The following is a 25406-nucleotide window of genomic DNA, read 5'->3' as shown; positions in this document are numbered from 1 at the left end:
TTAAAGCGCCCCTTTGTTCATTTGCTCAGAAAGCCACGTTGCATTTCGCATCGCTAATGTCATGATGGTTAATGTACAGTTTTTGTGTGGATTTGACGCAAATACACCGGCGTCCATGACAAATAAGTTATCGCAATCCCACGTTTGTCCCCATTGGTTTGTCACAGAATCTTTGGGCGAATCGCCCATTCTTGTCGCGCCTACCTCATGAATTATTTGTCCACCTTTCAAAATAGCTTTTTCAGCAGAAGGCAATGGATAGTCAAACGTTGCTCCCATGGTTTCTAATATTTCTTTTGCGGTTTTTAAACCATGAGCCACTTGATTCAATTCATGTTTTGACCACTTCCAATGAAACTTGGCAACGGGAATTCCCCATTTGTCTTTAACGTTATCGTCAATTTCCATGTAACAATGTTCATTTGGCAACATTTCACCCCGCAAGCTCAAATAAACCGACGAGCCATATTTGTCTCTTACCTGTTGCTTTAATGCCTTACCGTAACCTTGCAACCCTGAACTTACACCAGAACCTGGCTGACCAAAACCACTGCCAATTTCAAAGTGATAGCCTCTTGGGAAATCAAGTTCGCCTTTTTCTTGTGCTTTGTGCCCCCACCAAGGAATAAATAAATGATTAGCAGTATGACCATCCTCATTATACCTTGGTCTTCCAGCTAAAGCGGGAATATAGGCTCCTAAGCCAGTGCCTGTTGAGTCCATAATATTACGCCCTAGCTGGCCACTTGAATTAGCCAAGCCACTTGGGTGATGCTTACTTTTGGAGTTGAGCATAATACGTGCTGATTCACAGGCACTTGCTGCTAAAATAACGACATTAGCGGTTAAGCATGTTTCAGTCTTTGTTTTTTTATCAACATAACAAACACCGGTTACTTTACCGTGTTGATCAACTGTCACATTCTTAACCATTGCATCAGTAACAACCTCTAAATTACCTGTTGCTTTCGCCATAGGAATTAATGAAGTTGTGGTTTGAAACGCTGCGCCAATAGAACAACCACGACCGCACGGAGTAGCATAAAAACACGCTTGTCTATCATCTTTAGCACGTGTTAATACCGCTCGATGCATTGGCGCGGTTGGTATGCCTAATTTTTTTGCCGCGGCAGCAATTAACAATTCAGGCACTCTTGGTTTGGGCGGAGGTTGAAGTACACCGTCAGATGAATCTGGCATATCATCTAACCCAGTATTGGTGCCGCATACCCCAACTAAGTATTCTGTTTTATCATACCAAGGTGCTAAATCCGAGTATTCAATTGGCCAATCAGCGCCCAATCCGTCGCGTGATTTACCTTTAAAATCATGTTCACTAAAACGTAATGAATACCGCCCCCAGTGATTTGTTCGGCCACCCAACATACGTGCTCGCCACCATAAAAAATCAGAACCTTCACCGGTAGTGTATGGTTCACCAGGCACACTCCAACCGCCATCAACCGTTGCATCATAAAAACCAAAGTCTTTATCAACGTTACCAGCGCCCATTAATGGCGCTTCACCATTGGTTTTAAACATGGGTGTTTCGGTTTTAGGGTCATAATCTCGGCCTGCTTCTAGCATTAACACGCGGTGTCCAGCTTGTGTTAGTACATAAGCAGCCATTGCGCCACCCGCACCAGAGCCCACTACGATTACTGGATGCTTTTTATCTTTCATGACTAAAGCTCTTTAATTTTGATATTTCTAAATGACACAACATCGCCATGATCTTGTAAACCAATATAGCCATTTTCTTGTTCACCAAAGCCTTGCCATGTGGCAAACTTACTATTAGCTACTAGCCCATTCCATCTATCACTACCCATAACGATATCCGTGGTTTTCACTTGATTTTGCCAGACCTCTAAATGCCCTTCATTTACACGTATCCTTACGCTATTCCACTCTCCTGCTAGTTTGTGCGAACTGTCTGGCGAGGCAATCATGTCGTATAATGAACCTGAACGATGCGTCGGATCTTTTCTATCACTGTGCTTTAAGTTATCAAGAATTTGAATTTCTGGTGCGCGAGAATAGACATACTTCCCTTTTTCGTCGACACGAATAAAAATGCCACTGTTGCCTGCTTCAGAAATACGCCAATCAAGTTTTAATTCAAAATTTTCATAAGGGGTTTGTGTAATAATATCTCCACCCCCTTTGCCAGTTAAGGTAAGTGTATCGTCAATTACTTGCCATTGTTCACTCAGTGTTTTTTGTTGGTAGTTTCGCCATTGTGAAGCTTGTTTACCGTCAAACAACAATTGCCAGCCAGCTTGTTTTTCAGCATCAGTTAATTGATTATTAGTTTCAGCCATTGCGGACGATGAAAATAGTAAACACGCTGTTGTAATTAAAACGGCTTTGAAATTATGTGTTACTTGATGCATTCCACGTATTTTTGTCATTATCATGTGCTCTTATGTCCTTTATTATAATTGCTTAAGTACTTTTTCTAAGCCTCTTTTCGATTGCTGAACAGCTTCCATCGGAGTCAGGCCGTTTGGATATTCTTCTTGCTCTACAACTATCCAAAGTGTTCCACCTACTGCTATGTTCGCTTTAGTTAGTGCTAGCCAATCAATAGTGTCTTTACCTATGATCGGTAATTTCCCTTTAGTGCCTTCAGGTAATTTTACTTTGTAGTGTGTTGTTAATGTTCTTCCTGGATAGCGTTTTACGTATTCAACAGGGTCTTTGCCAGCATAAGTTGTCCAACCAACATCTTGCTGCAACACTACGTCCTGTGAAGTGTTTTCTGCAATGTAATCCCAATAGGTTGTTCCCTCAAAGCTGTTAAATTCTTGATCGTGATTATGAAAGCCAATACGCATACCATGAGGTTTTAACTGAACGCTTAAGTCATTTAATAAGCTAACCACTTCTTTCACACCTTCTGGATGCCACGCTCTTTCATCCCACGGCACAATTAACATAGATACGCCCGCGGCTTTATAAAATGCGACCGTATCAGCAAAGTTTTGTTTATTCAGTTGTTCAAACCCTAAGTGTGCGCCACTTGCCGCTAGGTTTTTAGCCTTTAAGAACGCTTTCAACCCTTCTGGATTATTTTCAAAAGGGCCGAAGCTTCCTGCAAACTCAACGCCTTGAAACCCCATATTAGCAAGTGATGATATGGTTTGTTTAAAAGACGATTTAATATCGTCTTTCACCGACCATAACTGCACACTTATTTTAGGAATTACGCTGTTTTCTTGATGCCCCAGAGCAGCTTGACTTACAAAAGGTAAACAGGCACACATTAGGGTAACTAGCTTATTTTTCATGGTTTATTCCTTATTATTTAAATTCGTTTAGCGTTCATTTCTTTTACGGCATAATCAACAGCTCTTGCAGTTAGTGCCATAAACGTTAACGAAGGGTTTACGACCGCAGATGAGCAAAAACTCGCGCCGTCTGTAACAAATAAGTTCGCTATATCATGTGTTTGGTTAAAACCGTTCAGTACCGAATTTTTCGGATCGCGCCCCATCCGCGCAGTACCTACTTCATGAATGGCTAATCCTGGTGGTGCACCGTCAATTGAGTTATAACTTTGCACGTCTTTTAAACCCGCTTTAAGTAACATATCTCTAGCTGTTTCTTCAGCATCAGCCATCATAGCAATTTCATTTTCTGACCACGTACAATCGATATGTAATTGCGGTATACCCCATTTGTCTTTTTTCGTTGAATGTAACGCTACATGGTTTTCAAAACGCGGTAACATTTCACCTTGCGCCATTAAATTGAAATACCAGTCACCCGCTTGGGTGAGCCTTTGTTTAAATCCAACACCTATGCCTTTACTATTAGCGGCGCCTTTCCAGCCACCTCGACCAGCGCCACCAGCTAGCGCATACCCTCTTACATAATGATCTTTATAGCGCTTTGGCTCAAACTGAAAGTTTGGAATATAAATATTGGTAGGTCTTCTGCCTGATACGGTTTCATCTTCAAAGCCTTCAACGCGACCAAAAGCACCCGCGTTATAATTATGATCCATCAAATAATGCCCTAGTGTGCCAGAGCTATTGGCAATGCCATTAGGGAACTTTTTCGAGGTTGAATTGAGCATGATCTGCGTTGTACCAAGCGTAGATGCACACAGAAACACTACCTTTGCGTAATATTCACGGGTTGATAAATCGTTATTATCAATCACCCGTACACCTTTCACACGATTAGTTGTTTCATCATAAATTAAACTATGAACCACGCTATTTGGTGCTATATGTAAGTTACCTGTTTTGGCTGCAGCAGGCAGCGTAGAGCTTTGTGTTGAAAAATAAGCACCAAAAGAACAGCCTTTTTGACACTCATTTCGTGCTTGGCACTGTACTCTACCTTGTGAATAATGAAGTTCAGTAGGTTTAGTTAAATGAGCGGTGCGGCCCATTATCATCGGTCGTTCTGGAAATAATGTTGCAAATTTATTTTTTAGCATTATTTCCGGCGAGCTAAAGTCAAAAGGAGGCAAGAACTCACTGTCTGGTAATTGAGGTAAACCATCATAATTACCTGAAATACCTGCATGCTTTTCAACATGTGAATACCAAGGAGCAATATCATCATAGCGAATAGGCCAGTCGTTCCCATGACCATCTAACTTATTGGCGTTAAAATCATAGTCACTGAACCGGTATGATTGTCGATGCCAAAGCAATGATTTTCCACCTAACTGGTTAGCACGTATCCAACTAAAATTAGTGCCTTTTTTCGTACTGTAAGGCAAGTCTTTGTCATTACCGAAAAAATGTTTAGTACCATCGTGAAAAGCGTAACACTGTTGTTGCACTTTATATTGCTCTTCCACTAACAGATTATCGACCTTCATGCGGTTAGGGTATTGCCAAACACCCTTGCCTTCTGTAGGGTAATCTTTTCTATGTTCGACAATGCGACCACGCTCGATCATCAGTGTTTTAAGCCCACGTTCACATAACTCTTTTGCTGCCCAACCGCCACTTACACCAGAGCCAACAACCAGTGCATCATAGATATGATCACTTTGTTGAATATATATATCTTGTTGCATAGCTAACCTCTTAACAACGCTAAACCCGTGCCAAATTTATTTAATAATAAGCAAGTGAGCCGTATGTTTTCCCCACTGAGTCATAAGGCACTGAACCTTTAAATCCTCCAGGAACTGCTTGATAGGCTAAGACCTCAGTTGCCCCAACCTCTGTCGTAAAATAGCCAAAAACGATCAACGCCTTCAAGTCACTAAACTGCTGTTGATGTTTCTCAGTGAAACTCATAGCACCGGACTCAATACTTTCTAATATCTGAACTTTTTGAATAGCCGTAAGTTGATAAAAATCTGCTGTGTGTAGCTGCTTTGCTTTAGCATTAATCACATCAATAATCGCCAAAGCATTTACTTGTTCAGTTTTTTGATGGCAAGTAACTAATTGATGGTCAACAAAGCCATGTACGTTAAGTTGTGCAGCACTAGGCGTATCAGTTTCAGGGATAATCGTTGAGCAAACGGCACTAAGTACATTAAATTGTTGTTTAGTAAATAATTTACGTGCCTGTACCCCAGTTTTCTGTTGAAAAGACATCGCAGACGCTAGCGCATTTCCCGCAGTTAAGTGCGCGACAGTGCTGGCACCCAACAATGCTGACAAACCTTTAACAAAGGTACGTTTACTCGTTGATTTTAGTAAAATATTGTTACTCATACTTTCCCCAACCTTGCTTTATTCTGTCGCATGTTTACGTTTTCGCATGTATAAGGTCAACCCAGCGAATGCCACAATAAGAATAACTGGGAAAATAGACAAGTTAGCCAATGCTGCTTGACCTGCAACAAGTTCAGCCATTTGCGGATCAGGGTTTTCAAGCAAAGCGGCTTGTCTCGCATCATCAATCCACTGACCAATAAACGGGTTCCACATACTGACGGCAAACATGCCTGCTCCCCCCATGATCGACATACCTAAAGCACCTGACTGAGGAATGTTTTCAGCGACAAAGCCGATCATCGTTGGCCAAAAATACGTAACACCCAAGGCAAAAATTAAGGCACATAAATAAACGGCACCGCCTGTGGCAACACTCATGGCATAAATACCAATAGTGGTCATTACTGCTGAGCCAAGTAAGACACCTGATGGATTTAAACGATGAACTAATGGTCCTGCAAAATAACGGCCCACTGCCATAACACCGGTAATCAGTGCCATAATTAGCATAGGCGAAGCACCCGATGCACCTAAAATTCGCTCAATCCACTGCTGTGTACCTAGCTCGCTTGTTGCCGTTAAGGTCATACAAAACGCCATAAATAAAAACAAGGGTGAAAACAGTCCTTTAATGTTTTTACGCGTTGATGTTTCAATATTATCGCTTTGCGGAAATTGATGGCTGAACATTAAAAAACCATAAATAAGCGTTGGCACGATCATGATCGCTATTTGAATTTGCCAGCCGATGCCCGCATCGGTAAATAATTTTGAAATAAGCGCCCCAATAACAATACCGCCTGGGAACCACACATGAAAACGATTAAGCATAGTGGTTTGGTTTTTATGATACATATCGGCAATCATAGGGTTACAGCCAGCTTCAACCGCACCGTTAGCAAAGCCAATACAGAAGGTTGAAATTAACAACGTCCAAAAGCCATCCGCTGAAATGGTCAGCAATAAGCCAACAAGATGACCAACAAAAGCAATGAGTACGAGTTTTTTTGCGCCTAAGTAGTTATAAAGTAAGCCGCCAAACATCATCGCCACTGGAAAGCCCAAGAAAGCCATGGCATTAATCCAGCCAAGCTCTGCATCCGTTAGTGCAAACTCTTGGCTTAATTGCGTTAAAATACCCGCCCTGATAGCAAAGGTCATTGCGGTAACGATCAACGCTAAGCAACAGGCAGTAAAAAGCGTATTTTTATTTATTGTTTTCATACTCTTCCTTATAAACCTAAAATTTTTCTGTTTAATGTCTCATCTTGACCGCTTGCAGCAAAGTCATCAAAGGCATGTTCAGGTGTACGAATTAAGTATTTTTCGATAAACGGTGCGCCTTCACGAGCACCATCTACGGGATGCTTTAAACAACACTCCCATTCAAGCACTGCCCAACCTTGAAAGCCATATTGAGTTAATTTACTGAAAATTTGCGCAAAATCGATTTCACCATCACCTAAAGAACGAAAGCGACCAGGGCGCTCTTGCCAGTTTTGATAGCCACCATATACACCGCTTCGCCCATTCGATCTAAATTCTGCATCTTTTACATGAAAGGCTTTAATACGATCATGGTAAATATCAATAAAGGCTAAATAATCTAATTGCTGTAAAACAAAGTGGCTTGGATCATAAAGAATGTTTGCCCTCGGATGGTGGTTTGTTGCCGCAAGAAAGCGCTCGAAAGTCACGCCGTCGTGTAAATCTTCTCCTGGGTGTAACTCAAAGCAAAGATCAACACCGGCTTCTTCATAGGCATCTAAAATAGGTAGCCAACGTTTAGCAAGCTCTGCAAAACCGTCTTCAACAAGGCCTGCTGGTCGTTGTGGCCATGGGTAAACTGTTTGCCATAACAGTGCGCCTGAAAATGTAGCATGTGCGGTTAAACCTAATCGTTGACTCACTTTAGCCGCCATTTTAACTTGGTTTATTGCCCATTCAGTACGAGCTTTAGGATCATGACGAACCTCTTCAACTGCAAAAGCATCAAATTGCGCATCATAAGCAGGATGAACGGCAACTAACTGACCTTGGAGGTGCGTTGAAAGTTCACTAATCGTCAGGCCAGCCTTCCTAACAATCGCGTTAACTTCATCGCAATAACTTTCATTTTCATAGGCTTTTTCTAAATCAAATAAACGTTTATCCCAAGTAGGAATTTGTACCGCTTTGTATCCTAAACTAGCTGCCCATTCACAAATACTTTTTAAATCGTTAAACGGTGCCTCATCACTACAGAACTGTGCTAAAAATATGCCTGGCCCTTTGATTTGTGTCATAATTTTTCCTCTCTATTCTGTCGCAAGCGATAATTGATGCCATTTCATGTCTGACTGACTCGCGCGTACTGTATTTTCAATAAATGCCATTCCTTTTACAGCTTCTGTAATACCCGGTACATCATGAGTCTCGTTGCTAGCATCTTCGCCTCGCTGAAAAGCACGCACTTGACCAACAAAATTTTGGTAAACATTGGCAAACGCTTCTAAATAGCCTTCTGGATGACCAGCAGGTGTTCTCATTGCATTGAGAGCTTGGTCACACATTTCCCCAACACCAGCTCTTAACATTTGAGTAGGTTGGTCAGCTGATTTTAGCCACAAAGTATTCGGCTCCATTTGCCACCATTCAAGACTTTTTTTATCACCGTATATACGCAAACGTAAATTATTTTCTTCACCAATCGACACTTGGCTAGCAAGCAGCACCCCTTTTGCTCCATTTGAAAAGCGCAATAAAACCGTTCCGTCATCGTCAAGTTGTCGGTCGGCAACCGTGGTTTCAAGATCTGCGCATAACTGTGTAATATTTAAAGCAGACACGTATTCAACTAAATTGGCTGCATGTACGCCAATATCTCCCATACAACAACTTATACCCGATTTTTTAGGATCTAAACGCCAGCTGGCTTGTTTACTTGCTTCATCATCTTTTGATGCAAGCCAACCCTGGCTATATTCCACAACAATTTTTACTATCTTTCCTAACTCACCTGATGCAACAAGATGTTTAGCTTGCTTAACCATCGGGTAGCCATTGTATGTGTGTGTTAACCCATACAAGGTATTATGTTGCTCAAGCAATGATTGTAGCGCTAATGCTTCTGCTAAATCGAAGGTTGCCGGTTTATCTGATAACACATGAAATCCGTACTCTATCGCCATTTTTGCGACAGGGAAATGCAAATAATTAGGAGTAACAATAGCGACAAACTCCATGCCCTTTTCAGCGGGAAGCGCCGCCTCTTGTTCAAACATTTCTTGATAGCTTGCATAGCATCGCTGTTGAGCAATGTTTAAGTCTGCTCCTGATTGTTGACTACGTTCGGCATTACTACTAAACGCTCCACAAACAAGTTCAATGTTACCATCTAGAAATGCGGCCATACGATGTACAGCGCCAATAAAGGCACCTTGACCACCACCAACCATGCCCATACGTATTTTCTTCATTACTGGCCCAATTATTTAGAGGTTATCCACTTAATATAGGCTTACTGTACATAAAGTGTTATTAATAAATCGGTTTTTAATGCAACAAAATCGGCGAACGGTTATTATATTTTTCATGATTACAATTTTTAGCACTGGGTTATAAATGAGCGTTGATAGAACATTACTTGAACAAATAGAAACCTTACAGCTGATAAAAATGTTTGATTTATTACCCGATACGCTTTTTTGGATCAAAAATGAAAAACACCAATTTATCTATGCCAATAAAGCCTTCGTAGAACATCAACGGGTTAAGTCAATTGAGCAGGTGATAGGTAAAACCGATTACCATTTTGCGCCTGCGCATATCGCTAAACAATTTATTCGAGATGATGAGAAAATTTTGGCTGGCGAGCGAGTCACCGAAAGATTAGAAATGAATATGAATGTAGGGGGTCATATTGCTTGGTATAGTACAACAAAGCGCCCATTGTATAATAATCAAGGCAAGATTATTGGATCATACGGTATTACCAGACACTTAGAAAAACAAGCCATGGCATTAACCGGTTTAGAGGCGGTAAAAGTGCCTGTTGATTATATTAAAGAACATTTTGAACAGCCATTGACGATTGAAACATTAGCGCAGGTTGCCCATTTATCAGTCAGTGCGTTAGAGCGTAGGTTTAAAAAGTATTTAAAGAAAACACCCAAGCAATTTATTAATGATTTACGCTTAGAGCAAGCAAGAAGGTTATTGGTAGAGACTACAACGCCCATTGCGGAAGTTGCAGAAAAGGCTGGATTTAGCGATCACAGCTATTTTAGCAAAAAGTTTAAAGAGTTATTTGGCGAGCTTCCCTCTCAATTTAGAGATAACTATCAATAAATTGCTAAAAAATAACACCTGTTCTTATTAGTTACTTAACCTGATAATTAGTTACTTAACCAACTGAAACACATTAGCAGCCGCTGATTGATATTGAGGAATATCAACTTGAGCACTTACCATAGATGATTGTTTAAATCGGTCGAAATTAGCATGTTTAACCGATAACTGAGAACAAAATTCTTTGAAGGTTGAAAAATCATCTCGGGTAAACACTTCATTTTCTCTGCTAAGTAAACCATCAAAGTAGGCATTGTCACCGTTAACTGTCAGTGAAGCTATAGCACTATATGGGTCACCGTAGTTGTCAACACGTAACGCTCTTACGGCTTTGACTTCAAAGATCCAATTATTTAATTGAACATATCGCGGCATTGTTTTCATTATCATCGCCTTTTTACACACGAAAAAAAGCCGACTGAGAGTTGGGAAGACAGTCGACATAAACGGGGGAATCGTACATACCAAAACAACTGGTATAAGGGCTACTGATATTGATTTACATCACTCAGTTCGGCTGTGACCAATAAGCCTTACATTGATAAATCACGTTAACTTATCAGCAATAAAAGCAATAATCGGTAACCCCTAATTCCTTAGTTTTAAAGCTATTGTTTAGCTATTACCTTCATACTGTGCAAATTCACTTGCACTAATTGCTTGGTCGCTATTGGTGTCAATATCATCAAATGACGCTAACAAGCCAGTATCTAATACATTTTCTAGCTCTTTTTTACTTAATAAACCATTGCTATCATCATCATAATTCTTTAATAGCTGGTCAAAGGTCATTTGTTTATCAGTAGTAAGGTTTGCCACTTTTTCACCCTTATCCATGTTAGGTGCTGTTGGTTTTTCATTGGCATTAACGAGAAAAGCACCTGTGGTACAAAATGCTACAACTGCACATACCTTTTTTAAACTAACTGGTTTCATATTAAATTTTCCTTTTTGCTTTTGTTAATTAAAGAGTGTTGGGAATGTTCAGACTCACTAAAGCAGTAAGCGCGCCAACTTTTTAAGATACTGTTTTTATTGAGTTTATAAAATTAAAGCTGACAATAAACCCTAATAACTGTTGCCATTTGGCGACAGTATTGAAGGCTAAAAAATTTATTGAAGGAGATAAAGCAATTCAAGAGTGATTTTTTATCGCAAGATCAGTATCTTAAATATAATTTTGATTAATAAATTAACTGTCGCCATTTAAAGACAGTGTTGTATTCCCCACCTAATACCGTAAAAATACGTACTATTCATACTCTTTACTTGTTAACGGTTAGGCAACCTCATTTGAACTTAACACTACGCAATATTTCGATTAAGCATTTAACCATTTTTGGTTTTACCTCAGTGATTTTACCCTTGGTATTAACCTTACTTTATGGCAGTCAAAAACTGCACCAACTAGCCGAACAAAGTGCTTCTAGTATTTCAAGTGTTGCTGCCACAGTTGCAAATGACCGACAATTAAGTGCTTCATTAAATTTATTACAACGTACTGCCAGCCAATACATTGTATTAGAAGAAAAAGAATTGCTGGATCGTGTTTACCGCCAACAGCAACAAGTAAACAGAGTACTCAAGCAATATGAGCAACAAGCTTCTTCACGGGCAATTAACGAGTTATGCCAATCATTGCGACAAGAGGTCAATAAAACCATGTTGCAAATAACGGCGTTAGAAAGGCCTTCCTTAGACGATTTACAACAATACTTTAAAACCATGAATCATCTCAGTGCTCAGTTAGGTAATGAAAGTGAAGCGCTTATTCAGTTCCAAGTTAGCCGAGTACAATCAAGTGCAAACACAACTCAGAAAGTGCTGTTAAATAGCGTATTCATTATTCCTGTTACCATCATTATCGCCATTTTATTTTCGTTAATGATTTTAAAACCATTACAATCTTTACAGCGTAAAATTCAACGTTTAGAAACGGGTAAGTTTGATGATGAAATTCTTTTTTCTGGTGCGACCGAGGTTCAAAACATTGCAAAAGCCCTAGAAAGAATGCGCCAAAGATTACACACCTTAGAGCAACAAAAATCGAGCTTTATTCGTCATATATCCCATGAATTAAAAACACCACTTGCTGCAATACGTGAAGGTACAGAGCTACTCTATGACAACAGTTTAGGGCAACTTAACGACGGTCAATATGAAGTCACAGAAATTATGCGCAGTAATGTTAATCGATTACAAATGTTAATTGAAGGACTATTAGATTTTAATATTGTACTAGATTCAACGAGTTTACTTTCTGCCGCACCTGTTAATATTTCACTTCTTATTGAAGAATGTCTGGCCGCACGAAAGCTTGAACTTAATGGAAAAAACATTGAAGCCGTGCTTAATATTGACGCCATTACTTTAACAACAAATAGTAAACAGTTATCAGTCATTTTTGATAATGTATTATCAAATGCAATTAAATATTCACCAAATAACGGTAAAATCTTTATTGATGTTTTTGAAGATGAACAGCAACTTATTTGTACTATAGCTGATCAAGGGCCTGGTATTACTTCTCCTGCTATCGAAAAAGTATTTGATGCATTCTACCAAGGGCCAGCACCAGAAAATGCACCGATCAAAAGCAGCGGTTTAGGGTTAACTATTGTAAAAGAATTATTAAAACGCTTAAATGGTACTATCGTGTTAAAAAACCATTCAAACAAACGTGGTTTAATTGCCATGATCAAACTTAACTTAACGGATAACTAATAACATGAACATGGAGAGCTTCCGCACCTTCGTTGCACCTAAGCAATATCGACTGAATAGTTATCTATTACTTTTTATATTAATGTGTGCGTTCAGCGGCTGTAAATTAACATCAGACAAGGCAGTTTCACCTACAATGAGTGAATATTACTTATGGTTAAAATCATTGCCCGTTGAAGCATTATCCGAAGAGTTTACGCGCATAAACAATAAGACTAACACTACACAATCACCATATAAAAACCATGCACAACTCGCTTTATTGTATGCCATACCAAAAGCCATTCAACACAACCCATACACATCAAAAACCATTTTAAATCAAATAGATAAAAGTCATTTTTCCGTGTTTGATTTAGCGTTTATTGAATTATTATCAGAACAATTAAATCAACAGATTATTGCATTAAATAAAAATGTGTTAAGCACGAAGGCACTAGAAGATATACAAAAAGAAAACGAGAACCTTAAAGAACAAGTCAATAAACTAACGACACAAATTAATCAGTTAAAGAGCATCGAAAGAGACATTCAACCACAAGAGCTAAATTAATGAGCAGTAACACCGAACAGCAAGAAAAGTTAAACGTATTAGTGGTTGATGATGACCCAAGTTTGTTGCGTCTAATTAGTATTCGATTAAGTGCCGCAGGTTATCACGTGCATGCTGCAGATAATGGAAAAAAAGCACTCAATATTGTTGATAGCCACCCCATTCAGTTAGTGATCAGTGATTTACGTATGGAAGGTATGGACGGTATGGCATTATTTGAAAAAATACGTGCGGTTCAACCAAGCCTTCCTGTGATTATTATGACGGCCCACGGCACTATTCCTGATGCGATTCATGCAACAAAACAAGGGGTGTTTAGCTTTTTAACCAAACCCTTTGAAAGCCAAGAACTTCTTGAAACAGCTAAGCAAGCACTTCATTTGCAACCACATGCTGATACTTTTACACAAGATGATAAATCGCAAATATGGCGGCAAAAAATTATTAGTCGTAGTGCGGTAATGGCAGCTTTACTGCAACAGGCAAAACAGGTAGCACAAAGCGATTTTAGCGTATTAATACACAGTGAAAGTGGAACCGGTAAAGAATTGCTAGCACAAGCCATTCACTTAGCAAGTGATCGTAAAGACAATACGTTTACCGCGATAAACTGTGCAGCTATTCCAGAACAATTATTAGAATCTGAGTTATTTGGCCACAAAAAAGGTGCCTTTACTGGCGCAGAACAAAACCATGTTGGCTTGTTTGAAGCATCTGATGGCGGCACGTTATTTTTAGATGAAGTTGGTGACATGCCAATGAATTTTCAAGTTAAGTTACTCAGGGCGCTGCAAGAAAGAGAAATTCGCCCAGTGGGCAGTACTAGCTCTGTAAGTGTTGATGTACGCATTATTGCCGCAACCCATCAAAACCTGCAGCAAGCGATTGCGAATAATGACTTTCGGGAAGATTTATATTATCGACTAAATGTTGTTGAGCTTGCCTTACCACCACTATCAGAACGAAGAGAAGATATCCCTTTACTTGCCAATCACTTTCTTAATAAAAGTAAAACCAGTACTAAACGAGAGATTAATGGCTTCACTAAAGAAGCCATAGAGGTACTTATTAGCGCTCCTTGGCCAGGCAATATCAGGCAACTACAAAATGTCATTGAACACAGTGTTGCACTTGCCACTGAACCGCTAATCAGTGATACGCTGATTCGTAATGCATTAAGAGATCGCACCTCACAGTTACCCTCATTTCAAGAAGCACGTGAACATTTTGAGCGAGATTACCTGTCAAAATTGTTAAAGATTACCGCAGGAAATGTTTCACAAGCGGCTCGTATTGCTCAACGTAATCGAACAGAATTTTATAAGCTACTCAAAAAGCATCAGTTAGACGCAGAGCAGTTTCGAGAAGATGTCGCCTCTGAATAAAGAGGCTATTAAAATTTGAGCTGAACTTGAAAGAACCTTAAGGAATGTGTTCAGACGCTAAATAATCATGTGATTGCATTTCTTGTAGTCTGCTTAAGCAGCGTTTAAATTCAAACGTTAACCTTCCGTGACTGTATAAGTTTTCCATTGCAACTTCAGCAGACATGATTAATTTTACTTTTCGTTCATAAAATTCATCGACCAATGCAATAAAGCGCCTTGCAGCATCATCACTATCGGCACTCATCTGCTTAACATTAGCAAGTAGTACCGAATGATACACTTTACTTATTTCCATGTAGTCACTTTGGCTTCGAGCTGATTCACAGAGCACAGAAAAATCAAAATGTACGACACCATCTGACGCTTCAATTGCATGTAATTGACGGTTATTGATATCGATAACGGTATTTGAACGCCCTTCTTCAACCGACAATTGAGTAAAATAATGATGAAGGTTCTCCGTCGCTTTTTCATCAAGCGGATGGTGATAAATCTCAGCTTGTTCTAACGTGCGCAAACGGTAATCTATACCGCTATCGACATTAACAACGTCACAATGCTGATTTATCAAAGCTATTGCAGGCAAAAAACGAGCTCGCTGCAAACCATTACGATATAACTCATCAGGTATGATATTCGAGGTTGCTACCAAGGTAACATGATGAGCAAACAACTCCTCAAATAATGTGCCTAAGATCATCGCGTCGGTAATATCCGAGACAAAAAATTCATCAAAACAAATAATACAGGTTTCATCAGCAAAGCGTTTCGCAATAATCTTTAATGGATCAGCTTGCCCTGATAACGTTTTTAATTCTTCATGTACTCGATGCATAAAACGATGAAAGTGCACGCGCATTTTATTATTAAAAGGCAAGCAATCATAAAACGTATCGACTAAATAGGTTTTTCCACGACCAACACCGCCCCAAAAATAAAGACCTTTTGCCCTTGTAGGCGCTGATTTTTCAATAACACGCTTCCACCTATTAAATACTTTTTTAAATCCTTTAACCGGTAAAGGCTTGTTTTGTAAGTCTTCAAATAAGCGTTGTAAGTGTTTTACCGCATTCTCTTGTGCTTGATCATATTGAAAGTCGTCTCTTTCGAGATCTTGTTTATACTTGTCTATAGGAGATAAATGTATCATGTAACGTTACGTGTTATTGATTGTTAACCAATGCTTGAAAAAAATAATTTAGCATACATATTAACTTTCAAATAATTTGGCTTTGTGTGTTAATCTCTATTTTCGCCAATTTTTTCCGTTATTACAATTTGTACGGCTTGTTAAATAAGGTTTTTAATTATGAATATTGTTGTGGGTATCATTATTTTTATCGTCGGTGCTATTGCAGGCATATTTGCCAATAAATTTATGTCAGCTTCAAACAAAGAGAGTAAAAATCTCGCTGAGAAAGCAAGCGAAGCAGAAGCATCTTTAGCACAATATAAACTCGATGTAGCAGAACACTTAGATGACTCTAAAAAGCTACTTGAACAGATGAATAATACTTGCCAAACGGCCATGCAACAAATGGAGCAAAGTACTAAGCTCCTTCAACAGGCCACAACCGCTGAAGAAATTTTTATGCCGTTCTTCGCCAAAGAAACGCAAGAACAACTCGCTCAAACAGTGGCGTTAAGACACGATCGCAATGAACGTGCAAAACAGGAAACTGTCACCGAAGCACCACTCGATTATTCTGGTACAGCAAGCGGCTTGTTTGCTGATCAGACACAAGCTGTTACAAATAGTGACATTGAAAAATAGGAACTTGCAGTTAAATCCTTAGTCAGTAGTCATACCACTTTGTATAACAAAATGAACATTAAAATATACAAGTGCTTTAAGTTAACGTATTAATATCAGTATGAAAGTAGGAGAGATCTCTGTTATGAAAAAAATATCTGTGCTGTTGAGTAGTATTTTACTTTCAGGTGGCGTTGCCATGGCAAGCCTACCCGCACACGCAAATTTACCATTATCCGTTGCTGGGCAACAAATACCTAGTTTAGCCCCCATGCTCGAAAATGTTACCCCTGCGGTAGTACTCATTTCGGTAAGAGGCACACAGGAAATAAAACAACGTGTACCTGATGCATTTAGATTTTTCTTTGGAAATCCTCGACAAACGCCGTCAAGGGAGCGCCCATTCCAAGGCTTAGGCTCTGGTGTAATTATCGATGCAGAAAAAGGCTATATTGTAACCAATTATCATGTGGTCAAAGAAGCCGACGAAATTCAAATCACGCTAAAGGATGGTCGTCAAATTGAAGCAACCAAAATGGGATCTGATGAAAACAGTGATATAGCATTATTACAAGTGGGTACCGAAGATCTGACTGCAGTAAACATCGCTGACTCAGACAAATTACGAGTGGGTGATTTTGCCGTCGCTATAGGTAGTCCGTTCGGCTTAGGACAAACTGTTACATCAGGTATTATTAGTGCATTAGGCAGAAGTGGTTTAAATGCTGACAACTTTGAAGACTTTATTCAAACAGATGCCGCCATCAATAGCGGTAACTCAGGTGGCGCTTTGATCAACCTTCGCGGTGAACTAATTGGTATTAATACAGCAATTATTGGCCCTAACGGCGGTAATGTCGGCATTGGTTTTGCCATACCAAGTAATATGGTTAAAAGTTTAGTCACACAGATTATTGAATTTGGTGAAGTTCGCAGAGGTGTTCTTGGCGTTGCCGGTAGAAGTGTAACAGGTGAATTTGCTAAGGCAATGGAGCTCGAAGAAGCACAAGGTGCGTTTGTTGAACAAGTTACTATCGATTCAGCCGCAGATGAAGCAGGTATTGAAGCAGGTGATGTCATCACAAAAGTTAATGGCAAAAAAATACGCTCATTTTCAGAATTACGCGGTAAAATTGGTGCTATTGGTGCAGGCAGTGAAGTTAAGCTAACTGTCATTAAAAGCAATGGCAAAGAAAAAACCTATTCCGTAGTGCTGAAAAAAGCTGACAGCCCTAATGTTGAACCCGCGTCAATTCATCGTATGCTTGAAGGTGCTGAGCTTGAAAATCATGACCAAGCTAAAGGTGTTTTAGTTTCAGATATTGAAGAAGATTCTCCTGCAAATATGATAGGTTTGCGCAAAGGCGATATTATTCGCGGTGTAAACCGCAGCCGTGTCAGTAACATTGGCGAACTTCGTGAATTACTTAAAGAAGGTGATGGTATCTCGCTCTTGCACATCATTCGAGGTAATTCAAACTTGTATATCCGTATACGTTAACTTTCCATTGATGATGTGATAAAACTGTTGCTAGTATTTTATACTAGCAACATCATACACAAGAAACGGCTCAATCATTGAGCCGTTTTTTATTGTTAACACATGTGTTAATCTTCTAAAAAAATAACCGTAAATTACGCCTTTGAAAATCTTAGACTCAATAAAATACGTACTTAACGCTATTAGCTATGGCGTTATTTTTGCTGTCGTCCTTTTAGTTATATATCCTGATTTAAGTGGTGAAGGTGACAACTGGTGGAGCTTTTTTCGCCCGCAAAAAACTTCCCCTGCTCCGCTCTCCTATGCAACGGCGGTTCAACGTGCTGGTCCTGCAGTTGTTAACTTGTATTCTGAAGAAATTCAAAACAGTGTTAATTATTTGCAAGCCCCACGCAGCGTAACGCGATTAGGCTCTGGAGTAATAATGGATCCTAATGGTTATATGCTGACCAATTATCATGTCGTGCAAAATGCCGCTCAAATTCGTGTTGATTTACAAAATGGCCAACGATTTCCTGCCACTATTATAGGTTATGACGTGTACACCGATTTAGCGGTATTAAAAATTGAGGCTAATAACCTTCCTGTGATCCCGCAAAATTTTGAACTTGAGGCATCGGCAGGCGACGTAGTGCTTGCAATAGGTAACCCATTAAACTTAGGTCAAACAATCACGCAAGGTATTATCAGTGCAACGGGTCGTACAGGCTTAAGCAATACAAATCATACTCAGTTTTTACAAATGGATGCTGCTATCAACGAAGGTAATTCAGGTGGTGCATTAGTTAACACCAATGGTGCTCTGGTTGGTATTAATTCGCGCTTATTCCGTGAAATCAATCCACAACTTGATATTCAAGGTATTTTCTTTGCGATCCCTTACCAACTGGCTTACAAAGTGATGCAACAAATTATTGATAATGGTCGAGTCATTCGAGGGTGGTTAGGGATAGACACACAAGTGTTTAGTCAAAACCCTCGCGGCTTTCTTATCAGTGGGATTGTTAAAAATAGTCCTGCCGACATTGCCAAACTTCGCGCAGGCGATATCGTCACTCAAATTGGCGACACACCTATTACATCTACTATTCAAGCACTTGATTTAGTAGCAGAAACAAGACCAGGCACTGAACTAATCTTTATTGTATATCGCGGTGAACAACAATTAAAAATACCCGTTACTATTTTAGAAAGTGAACAGTAAAGCTTATACCAATTCGCATAAAGATTAAGTCAGTTCAGAGCGATGTCAGAGGTGGGAGAATAAGCGAAACGTGTACAGGTATAGTTGTTCTACATCAAACACGTTTTGCGCAATTATCGCGCCTCTAACACGCTCCCAAAGGGCGAGTTGGTATTATTACGTGATTAGAGTTTTATAGAATGGGAAAACCACCTACATTACTAGGTGGTTTTAATATGCTGTTAAGCGCCTTGAACACGTGTGATATCAGCGCCCAATGCCTGCAATTTATCTTCAATTTTTTGATAACCACGATCGATATGATAAATTCGATCAACCTGCGTTTCTGTCGTTGCCACAAGGCCTGCAATCACTAAACTTGCAGAAGCTCTGAGGTCTGTCGCCATCACCTGAGCACCCGTTAAGGTCTTAACCCCCTTAGCAATAGCGGTATTTCCTTCTAAGGCGATATCTGCTCCCATACGCTGTAGTTCAGGTACATGCATAAAACGGTTTTCAAAAATGGTTTCAATCGTCGTTGATGTTCCCTCAGCGATAGCATTTAAAGCAACAAACTGAGCTTGCATATCAGTAGGAAACGCTGGGTGTGGTGCCGTACGAATATTCACAGCTTTAGGCCTTTCATTCATTGCTAAACAGATCCAATCGTCACCTGTTGTCACCGTTGCACCCGCTTCTTGTAACTTACTGATCACAGCATCAAGTGCGCTTGGGTCAGTGTTGGTGCAAGTAACGTTACCTTGTGTCACAGCAGCTGCAACTAAGAATGTGCCTGTTTCTATACGATCTGGCATCACTCGATACTGTTCACCCGCTAACCTAGCGACACCTTCAATGGTTAGCGTGTCACTGCCAGCACCAGAAACATTTGCCCCCATTGCATTTAAACAGTTTGCTAAATCAACAATTTCAGGTTCGCGGGCAGCATTTTCGATGATGGTTTTACCGTCTGCTAATGCAGCTGCCATCATTAAATTTTCTGTACCTGTGACACTCACTGTATCCATGAAAATGGTGGCGCCTTTTAAGCGACCTTTGTTTTTCGCAATAATATAACCATTTTCTACGTCAATATCTGCTCCCATCAACTTCAACCCTTGAATGTGTAAGTTGACAGGGCGAGCACCAATAGCGCACCCGCCTGGTAAAGAAACTTCGGCATGACCAAAGCGCGCTAACAATGGTCCAAGTACTAGAATTGATGCGCGCATTGTTTTAACCAGTTCATATGACGCTTTATGATTATGTATTTTAGATGCATCAATAGATACTTGATCTTCTGCTACCCACTGAATAACAGCGCCTAAATCACGCAACAACTTTAACGTCGTGTTAATGTCATTTAACTTAGGAACATTACTGATTGTGATCGGGCGTTCTGATAATAAACAAGCCATCAAAATAGGTAGTGCTGCGTTTTTTGCACCTGAAATAGCTACTTCGCCATTAAGCGGATTACCGCCATTAATTTTAAATGCGTCCAAGGTATTCTTCTTAATTACTAATTACAGGGGTAAGTTAAACATTTTTTCACGTTGCCAGTCAGACGTTGTGAAGGTTTTTACCGTTACCGCGTGAATAGAGCCATCTTTAATCGCTTGTGATAAAGGAGCAAAGATCAACTGTTGGCGTTTTACTCGTGATAACTCTCCGATAAAATCAGCGACAGCGATTACCGTACATTGCGAGCCATCGAACTTAACGTGTAATTCGTCAAGCTCAACAGCATCATTAATTAATTTTTCAATTTCAGAAACTTCCACAAGGGTCTCCCATTAACAAAGTTACTGGGATTATAGGGCTTATTGAACTGGCAAGAAAGCCGAGACCGCACTTAATTTTGCTAATTTCACCAAGTCTTCAGGCAAATCAACAAGTTTAAGGGGTAAATCTGCTTTTTGAGCCCTTTCAACCATCAATAATAACCATGCTAACCCCGCAGTATCTACCGCATTAACTTGTGATAAATTAATATGGGTAATGTTATTTGAAAGGTCGCGAGTAGATTGTCGCTCTATATTAGCAGTAATAAATTCACGTGTTAAATTACCCTTGACCACCAGTTGATGTGCTTTTGGTAATATCTCTAATGTTTTCACGTAGTTTCCCTATTTAAAAACAATATCTTTTTCGGCTTTTTCTTTTAGCAATTCCGTTACGTAAGGTAACCCTTTTTGGCGGATCAAGCTACCAAGTTCAGCTTCTTTACTATCAAGCAAGCTGATACCTTCTGCTACCATGTCATAGGCCTTCCATTCGTCAGAATCTCTGCTTTTTCGCGTGGAAAATGAAATATCGATAGGTTCTCTTCCCGGCTCTATCACTAACGTTTTAACAAATGCGATACGACCAGAATTTGATAACCTAGCCTGTTCAATGGTTACTTTTTGGTTATTATATAGCGTAAATACTTGTGCATAAGAGGTGATTAAATAATTAAGAAAAACAGGTACGAATTCATCACGCTCTGCTGCTGTCGTATTCTTAAAATTCTTAGCGCCAATCACTTTAAAAGCAGCATAACGATAGTCGATATACGGTACTAACTCTTCACGGACAATTTGTTTTAATAAGTTTGGATTTTTACGTATTTCCGTTTGTTCTCTAGCAAAGCGTTTAAAGGTGATATCAGCTACAGCTTTAATCATATCAAACGGATCAGCAGTATTAATAGTAGTAGAGCCGCTACCTTCATTTATATAAAAAGGCGTCTGAGATGTTATTAACGCATCGTTATGATCTGTTGCAAAAGCACTACTTGATGCCAAACATGCTGTAAGTAAAATTGCTGTGTGTTTAGATAACATTTTCATCTTTTCCCCAATCATTAATCACCATTCCCTTGGCCGAATAAAAACTGCCCTATCAATTCTTCTAATACTAAAGCGGGTTTAGTATCTTCTATGTAATCACCTTCTCTTAGTGTACCAACCGACTCATCAATAAAGCCAGGTAGCAAACCAATATACTGTTCGCCTAACAAACCAGCGGTTAAAATAGACACTGATGTTGCTTCTGAAAAGTTTTTAAATCGTGTATCGATTTCCAACGTAACTAAAGGTGTGTAATCGTCAGAGTCTAAGCTTATTTCACTCACTCTACCGACAACAACACCACCCACCTTAATAGGCGAGCGTACTTTTAAACCACCAATATTATCAAATTTGGCGTAAAGCTTGTACGTTTCTCCGCCACCTGAAATACCGCTATCGGCTACTTTTAACGCTAGCATTAACAATGCAGCAATACCAATTACCGCAAATAGCCCAACAAAAACTTCTATTTTTTTTGACATCATGTCATCCACCCATTAAACACAAACACCGCTTAACCAAACCTGAACACATTTACTTGGTAAACATTAACGCGGTTAAAATAAAATCTAAACCTAAAACAAGTAAAGAAGACTGCACAACCGTAGCTGTTGTTGCTCTACTAATACCTTCTGAAGTTGGCACACAATCATAACCTTTATAAACGGCTATCCATGTCACGACAAAGGCGAAAACAATGCTTTTTATCACACCATTTAAAATATCTTTTTCTAGCGAAACTTGCGCTTGCATTACTGACCAAAATGTACCGCTATCAACACCTAACCAATCAACACCGACTAGATGTGCCCCTAAAATACCCACTGCTGAAAATATTGCCGCCAATAAGGGGAGTGAAATAAAGCCTGCCCAAAAGCGTGGTGCTATTACTCTACGTAATGGATCAACCGCCATCATCTCTAAACTTGATAATTGTTCAGTGGCTTTCATTAAGCCAATTTCTGCCGTTAGTGCTGAACCTGCTCGGCCCGCAAAAAGTAGCGCGGCAACTACAGGCCCAAGTTCTCGCAATAATGATAACGCCACCATAGGCCCTAAACTCGCCTCAGCACCATAGCCAACAAGGATAGTATACCCTTGTAGCGCTAGCACCATGCCAATAAAGGTGCCAGATACCACGATGATAATTAGCGACAACACACCAACAGCATAAAGCTGCTGTACTAATAAAGGAAAACCACGTTTTACATCAGGAACATGTGCTAGTGCAGAGGTTAGCATGATTATTGCTCTGCCAAGGGCGCTAACTCGACCAATAACCTTACGGCCTATTGATTGCAACCAATTCATTTAACGCTCCCTTTACCTAATAGCTCTTCTTGATATGCTGCTGCTTTATAGTGGAAAGGAACCGGACCATCGGCTTCTCCATTTACAAATTGCTGTACCAGCGGAGACGTTTGCTGACGAATTTCATCAGGTGTGCCATGACCAATCACTTTTTGTTCAGCAATGATATAGATATAATCAGCGATGCTCATCACTTCTGGTACATCATGAGAAACCACAACAGATGTTAACCCTAACGCATCATTCAACGATTTTATCAATCGAACAATAACGCCCATTGAAATAGGATCTTGGCCAGCAAAAGGCTCGTCAAAAAGGATAAGCTCAGGATCGAGTGCAATCGCGCGAGCAAGTGCAGCCCTACGTGCCATACCACCAGATAATTCATTCGGTTTTAAGTCGCGTGCACCTCGTAAACCAACAGCTTCGAGCTTCATTAATACCATTTTTTCAATAATGCGCTCTGATAAGTTGCTATGCTCTCGCATGGGAAAGGCAACGTTGTCATAAACCGACATATCGGTGAATAATGCACCACTTTGAAATAACATACTCATGCGTTTTCGTACTTGATATAACTCATGGCGAGAAAGCGTAGGAATATCATTACCATCAAACAGTATGTGCCCAGATTCAGGACGCAACTGTCCGCCAATCAGGCGTAGAAGTGTCGTTTTTCCGATACCACTCGGCCCCATGATTGCGGTGACTTTACCTTTCGGTATTTGTAAGTTTATTTCATCGTATATGATTCTTTCTTCCCGTTTGAAAGTCATATTTTTGATGTCGACCAACATATCTGACATGGTTTATTATACTGTTTAATTTTCCATCTTTTAAGTAGTACTAATTCTACCTGACTGCAACAAATACTTCATCCAAATTTCATCATTTAATATGTCTAAATTACGTGAGAAAACGTGTACAAACGTAAGAAAGTGTAAGATGTGCTCAATTTTTACACACAAGGTAGCCATCGTAAAAAAAGATAAGGTAACATTAACCACTCAAAAGTAACTGTTTTGGTCAATATTTGTAAAAAAATCGCAATCATTTCGCTTTTTTATCGATCTTCGTACAATAACGCTTTTTTTTTCTCTTACAACGGGCGACAATTTACCCCTTAATTTTGGAGTGATGAATGTTATTACAGATTTTTATATTATTAGTTTCTTTAATCGCCTTAGTTTGGAGTGCCGATAAGTTTGTTTTAGGGGCCTCTTCTCTTGCCCGCAATATCGGTATCTCCCCCATGATTATTGGTCTAACTATAGTGGCTATGGGTTCATCTGCACCAGAAATGATGATTGCAGGTACTGCTTCTTTGCAAGGAAACCCTGATACTGCAATCGGTAATGCTATAGGGTCTAACATCACAAATATCGCATTGGTGTTAGGTATCACCGCAGTTTTACACCCGCTATCTGTTTCTTCAAGTACCATCAAACGGGAAATTCCTCTAGTACTTGCGATTACGGGTATCGCTTATTGGTTTGTTTCTGACAGTTATTTTAGTTTCGTTGAAGGGCTTATTTTAATTGTAGGTTTTGTAGCGTACATTCTTACCTTACTGATTATTACCTTACGTCGTTCTAAAACACACCCGCTTGATGATGCGATGGTATTAGAGGCTGAACAAGAAGTACCCGATGCTCTGCCAACACCTACGTCACTCTTTTGGTTAACTGTTGGTATTATTATATTGCCATTAAGTGCTACATATTTAGTTGATGCGTCTGTTTTCATTGCAAAAGCATTTGGTATTAGTGACTTGGTTATCGGACTAACGGTTATCGCGATTGGCACAAGCTTACCTGAATTAGCCGCCAGTATTATGAGTATCGTCAAAAAAGAAGATGACTTAGCCTTAGGCAATATTATCGGTTCAAATATTTTTAATATTTTGGCCGTGCTTTCTCTTGCCGGCTTAATTGCTCCTGGTAGCATTGACCCAGAAGCGTCATACCGTGATGCACCGTATATGCTCGGTGTAACATTTTTATTATTTTTCTTATGTTTCACACGGCGTTTAGGTAATTTTAAAATCACCAGATTAAACGGTGTTATGTTGCTGGTTTCCTTTGTTGCATACCAATTGTTATTGTTTAGCCAGTTAAAACATTAGAGCTCA

26 protein-coding genes are annotated in these 25406 nt (G+C 39.7%); 8 read left to right on the top strand and 18 right to left on the bottom strand.

What is annotated here, in order from left to right; translation table 11 throughout:
- Genes QUE72_RS02940 through QUE72_RS02905 form a run of 8 tightly spaced genes read right to left on the bottom strand, consistent with a single transcriptional unit; the run spans window position 1 to window position 9157 of the window.
- The gene (locus QUE72_RS02940) at window positions 1-1683 is read right to left on the bottom strand and encodes a GMC family oxidoreductase (protein ID WP_074498647.1); all 1683 of its coding nucleotides are present in this window, start codon (window positions 1681-1683) and stop codon (window positions 1-3) included.
- Window positions 1684-1685: 2 nt separating this feature from the next.
- A complete protein-coding gene (locus tag QUE72_RS02935; RefSeq protein WP_286271435.1) occupies window positions 1686-2414 on the bottom strand; it encodes a 3-keto-disaccharide hydrolase in 729 nt (242 codons plus the stop codon).
- Between the two features lie 24 nt (window positions 2415-2438).
- Window positions 2439-3293, bottom strand: a complete 855-nt coding sequence (locus QUE72_RS02930) for a sugar phosphate isomerase/epimerase family protein (RefSeq protein WP_286271434.1) — start codon at window positions 3291-3293, stop codon at window positions 2439-2441.
- A 17-nt stretch (window positions 3294-3310) separates the two neighbouring features.
- Window positions 3311-5044 (bottom strand): GMC oxidoreductase, encoded by a 1734-nt coding sequence (locus QUE72_RS02925; RefSeq protein WP_286271432.1) that lies wholly within the window; start codon window positions 5042-5044, stop codon window positions 3311-3313.
- A gap of 40 nt (window positions 5045-5084) precedes the next feature.
- On the bottom strand, window positions 5085-5696 hold the full coding sequence (locus QUE72_RS02920; RefSeq protein WP_286271431.1) for a gluconate 2-dehydrogenase subunit 3 family protein: 612 nt from the start codon (window positions 5694-5696) through the stop codon (window positions 5085-5087).
- Between the two features lie 18 nt (window positions 5697-5714).
- On the bottom strand, window positions 5715-6923 hold the full coding sequence (locus QUE72_RS02915; RefSeq protein ID WP_074498643.1) for an MFS transporter: 1209 nt from the start codon (window positions 6921-6923) through the stop codon (window positions 5715-5717).
- A gap of 8 nt (window positions 6924-6931) precedes the next feature.
- The gene (locus QUE72_RS02910; protein WP_286271430.1) at window positions 6932-7984 is read right to left on the bottom strand and encodes a sugar phosphate isomerase/epimerase family protein; all 1053 of its coding nucleotides are present in this window, start codon (window positions 7982-7984) and stop codon (window positions 6932-6934) included.
- Between the two features lie 12 nt (window positions 7985-7996).
- Entirely contained in the window at window positions 7997-9157 is a 1161-nt protein-coding gene (locus QUE72_RS02905; protein ID WP_286271429.1) for a Gfo/Idh/MocA family protein, read from the bottom strand.
- 145 nt (window positions 9158-9302) lie between these two features.
- Here QUE72_RS02905 and QUE72_RS02900 point away from each other — a divergent pair, with 145 nt between their 5' ends.
- The gene (locus QUE72_RS02900) at window positions 9303-10028 is read left to right on the top strand and encodes a helix-turn-helix transcriptional regulator (RefSeq protein WP_074498640.1); all 726 of its coding nucleotides are present in this window, start codon (window positions 9303-9305) and stop codon (window positions 10026-10028) included.
- Between the two features lie 51 nt (window positions 10029-10079).
- Here QUE72_RS02900 and QUE72_RS02895 read toward each other — a convergent pair whose 3' ends face one another.
- Both QUE72_RS02895 and QUE72_RS02890 read right to left on the bottom strand, forming a co-directional pair.
- Complete coding sequence (locus QUE72_RS02895) at window positions 10080-10412, bottom strand: hypothetical protein (protein WP_083602000.1); 333 nt, start codon at window positions 10410-10412, stop codon at window positions 10080-10082.
- A 231-nt stretch (window positions 10413-10643) separates the two neighbouring features.
- Window positions 10644-10964 carry a hypothetical protein gene (locus QUE72_RS02890; protein WP_074498639.1) on the bottom strand — a complete coding sequence of 107 codons (321 nt, stop codon included), beginning with the start codon at window positions 10962-10964 and terminating at the stop codon, window positions 10644-10646.
- A gap of 357 nt (window positions 10965-11321) precedes the next feature.
- Here QUE72_RS02890 and QUE72_RS02885 point away from each other — a divergent pair, with 357 nt between their 5' ends.
- The 3 genes from QUE72_RS02885 to QUE72_RS02875 all read left to right on the top strand — a co-directional run bounded on the left by QUE72_RS02885 (window position 11322) and on the right by QUE72_RS02875 (window position 14690).
- A complete protein-coding gene (locus tag QUE72_RS02885) occupies window positions 11322-12752 on the top strand; it encodes a HAMP domain-containing sensor histidine kinase (RefSeq protein ID WP_286271428.1) in 1431 nt (476 codons plus the stop codon).
- A 136-nt stretch (window positions 12753-12888) separates the two neighbouring features.
- Window positions 12889-13305: a hypothetical protein gene (locus QUE72_RS02880; RefSeq protein WP_286271427.1), complete on the top strand. Its 417-nt coding sequence runs from the start codon at window positions 12889-12891 to the stop codon at window positions 13303-13305.
- Window positions 13305-14690 carry a sigma 54-interacting transcriptional regulator gene (locus QUE72_RS02875; RefSeq protein ID WP_286271426.1) on the top strand — a complete coding sequence of 462 codons (1386 nt, stop codon included), beginning with the start codon at window positions 13305-13307 and terminating at the stop codon, window positions 14688-14690. Before QUE72_RS02880 ends, QUE72_RS02875 begins: the two co-directional genes overlap by 1 nt.
- A gap of 37 nt (window positions 14691-14727) precedes the next feature.
- Here QUE72_RS02875 and zapE read toward each other — a convergent pair whose 3' ends face one another.
- Window positions 14728-15843 (bottom strand): cell division protein ZapE, encoded by a 1116-nt coding sequence (zapE, locus tag QUE72_RS02870; protein WP_074498635.1) that lies wholly within the window; start codon window positions 15841-15843, stop codon window positions 14728-14730.
- 159 nt (window positions 15844-16002) lie between these two features.
- Here zapE and QUE72_RS02865 point away from each other — a divergent pair, with 159 nt between their 5' ends.
- The 3 genes from QUE72_RS02865 (at window position 16003) to QUE72_RS02855 (ending at window position 19151) form a co-directional block, all read left to right on the top strand.
- Window positions 16003-16467 (top strand): ZapG family protein, encoded by a 465-nt coding sequence (locus QUE72_RS02865; protein WP_286271425.1) that lies wholly within the window; start codon window positions 16003-16005, stop codon window positions 16465-16467.
- 124 nt (window positions 16468-16591) lie between these two features.
- Entirely contained in the window at window positions 16592-17947 is a 1356-nt protein-coding gene (locus QUE72_RS02860) for a DegQ family serine endoprotease (protein ID WP_286271423.1), read from the top strand.
- A gap of 142 nt (window positions 17948-18089) precedes the next feature.
- The gene (locus QUE72_RS02855) at window positions 18090-19151 is read left to right on the top strand and encodes a trypsin-like peptidase domain-containing protein (RefSeq protein WP_083601999.1); all 1062 of its coding nucleotides are present in this window, start codon (window positions 18090-18092) and stop codon (window positions 19149-19151) included.
- Between the two features lie 221 nt (window positions 19152-19372).
- Here QUE72_RS02855 and murA read toward each other — a convergent pair whose 3' ends face one another.
- From murA to mlaF, 7 genes are read right to left on the bottom strand one after another with little or no spacing between them, the layout of a single operon-like run.
- Window positions 19373-20635, bottom strand: a complete 1263-nt coding sequence (gene murA, locus QUE72_RS02850; protein ID WP_286271420.1) for a UDP-N-acetylglucosamine 1-carboxyvinyltransferase — start codon at window positions 20633-20635, stop codon at window positions 19373-19375.
- A gap of 21 nt (window positions 20636-20656) precedes the next feature.
- Complete coding sequence (locus QUE72_RS02845; RefSeq protein WP_074498631.1) at window positions 20657-20914, bottom strand: BolA family protein; 258 nt, start codon at window positions 20912-20914, stop codon at window positions 20657-20659.
- A 39-nt stretch (window positions 20915-20953) separates the two neighbouring features.
- The gene (locus tag QUE72_RS02840) at window positions 20954-21250 is read right to left on the bottom strand and encodes an STAS domain-containing protein (protein WP_286271419.1); all 297 of its coding nucleotides are present in this window, start codon (window positions 21248-21250) and stop codon (window positions 20954-20956) included.
- A gap of 9 nt (window positions 21251-21259) precedes the next feature.
- Entirely contained in the window at window positions 21260-21964 is a 705-nt protein-coding gene (locus QUE72_RS02835) for an MlaC/ttg2D family ABC transporter substrate-binding protein (RefSeq protein WP_286271417.1), read from the bottom strand.
- A gap of 14 nt (window positions 21965-21978) precedes the next feature.
- Complete coding sequence (gene mlaD / locus QUE72_RS02830; RefSeq protein ID WP_074498628.1) at window positions 21979-22449, bottom strand: outer membrane lipid asymmetry maintenance protein MlaD; 471 nt, start codon at window positions 22447-22449, stop codon at window positions 21979-21981.
- A gap of 49 nt (window positions 22450-22498) precedes the next feature.
- Window positions 22499-23275, bottom strand: coding sequence for a lipid asymmetry maintenance ABC transporter permease subunit MlaE (gene mlaE, locus QUE72_RS02825; protein ID WP_074498627.1), 777 nt, complete (start codon window positions 23273-23275; stop codon window positions 22499-22501).
- Window positions 23272-24081 (bottom strand): phospholipid ABC transporter ATP-binding protein MlaF, encoded by an 810-nt coding sequence (gene mlaF, locus QUE72_RS02820; RefSeq protein WP_286271415.1) that lies wholly within the window; start codon window positions 24079-24081, stop codon window positions 23272-23274. Before mlaF ends, mlaE begins: the two co-directional genes overlap by 4 nt.
- 335 nt (window positions 24082-24416) lie before the next feature.
- Between mlaF and QUE72_RS02815 the strand changes: the two genes are divergently transcribed.
- On the top strand, window positions 24417-25400 hold the full coding sequence (locus tag QUE72_RS02815) for a calcium/sodium antiporter (protein WP_286271414.1): 984 nt from the start codon (window positions 24417-24419) through the stop codon (window positions 25398-25400).
- Window positions 25401-25406: the final 6 nt, after the last annotated feature.

This window comes from Thalassotalea hakodatensis (assembly GCF_030295995.1).
GTDB classification, from domain to species: Bacteria; Pseudomonadota; Gammaproteobacteria; order Enterobacterales; family Alteromonadaceae; genus Thalassotalea_C; species Thalassotalea_C hakodatensis.
This window is presented reverse-complemented; position numbering and strand designations above follow the sequence as displayed.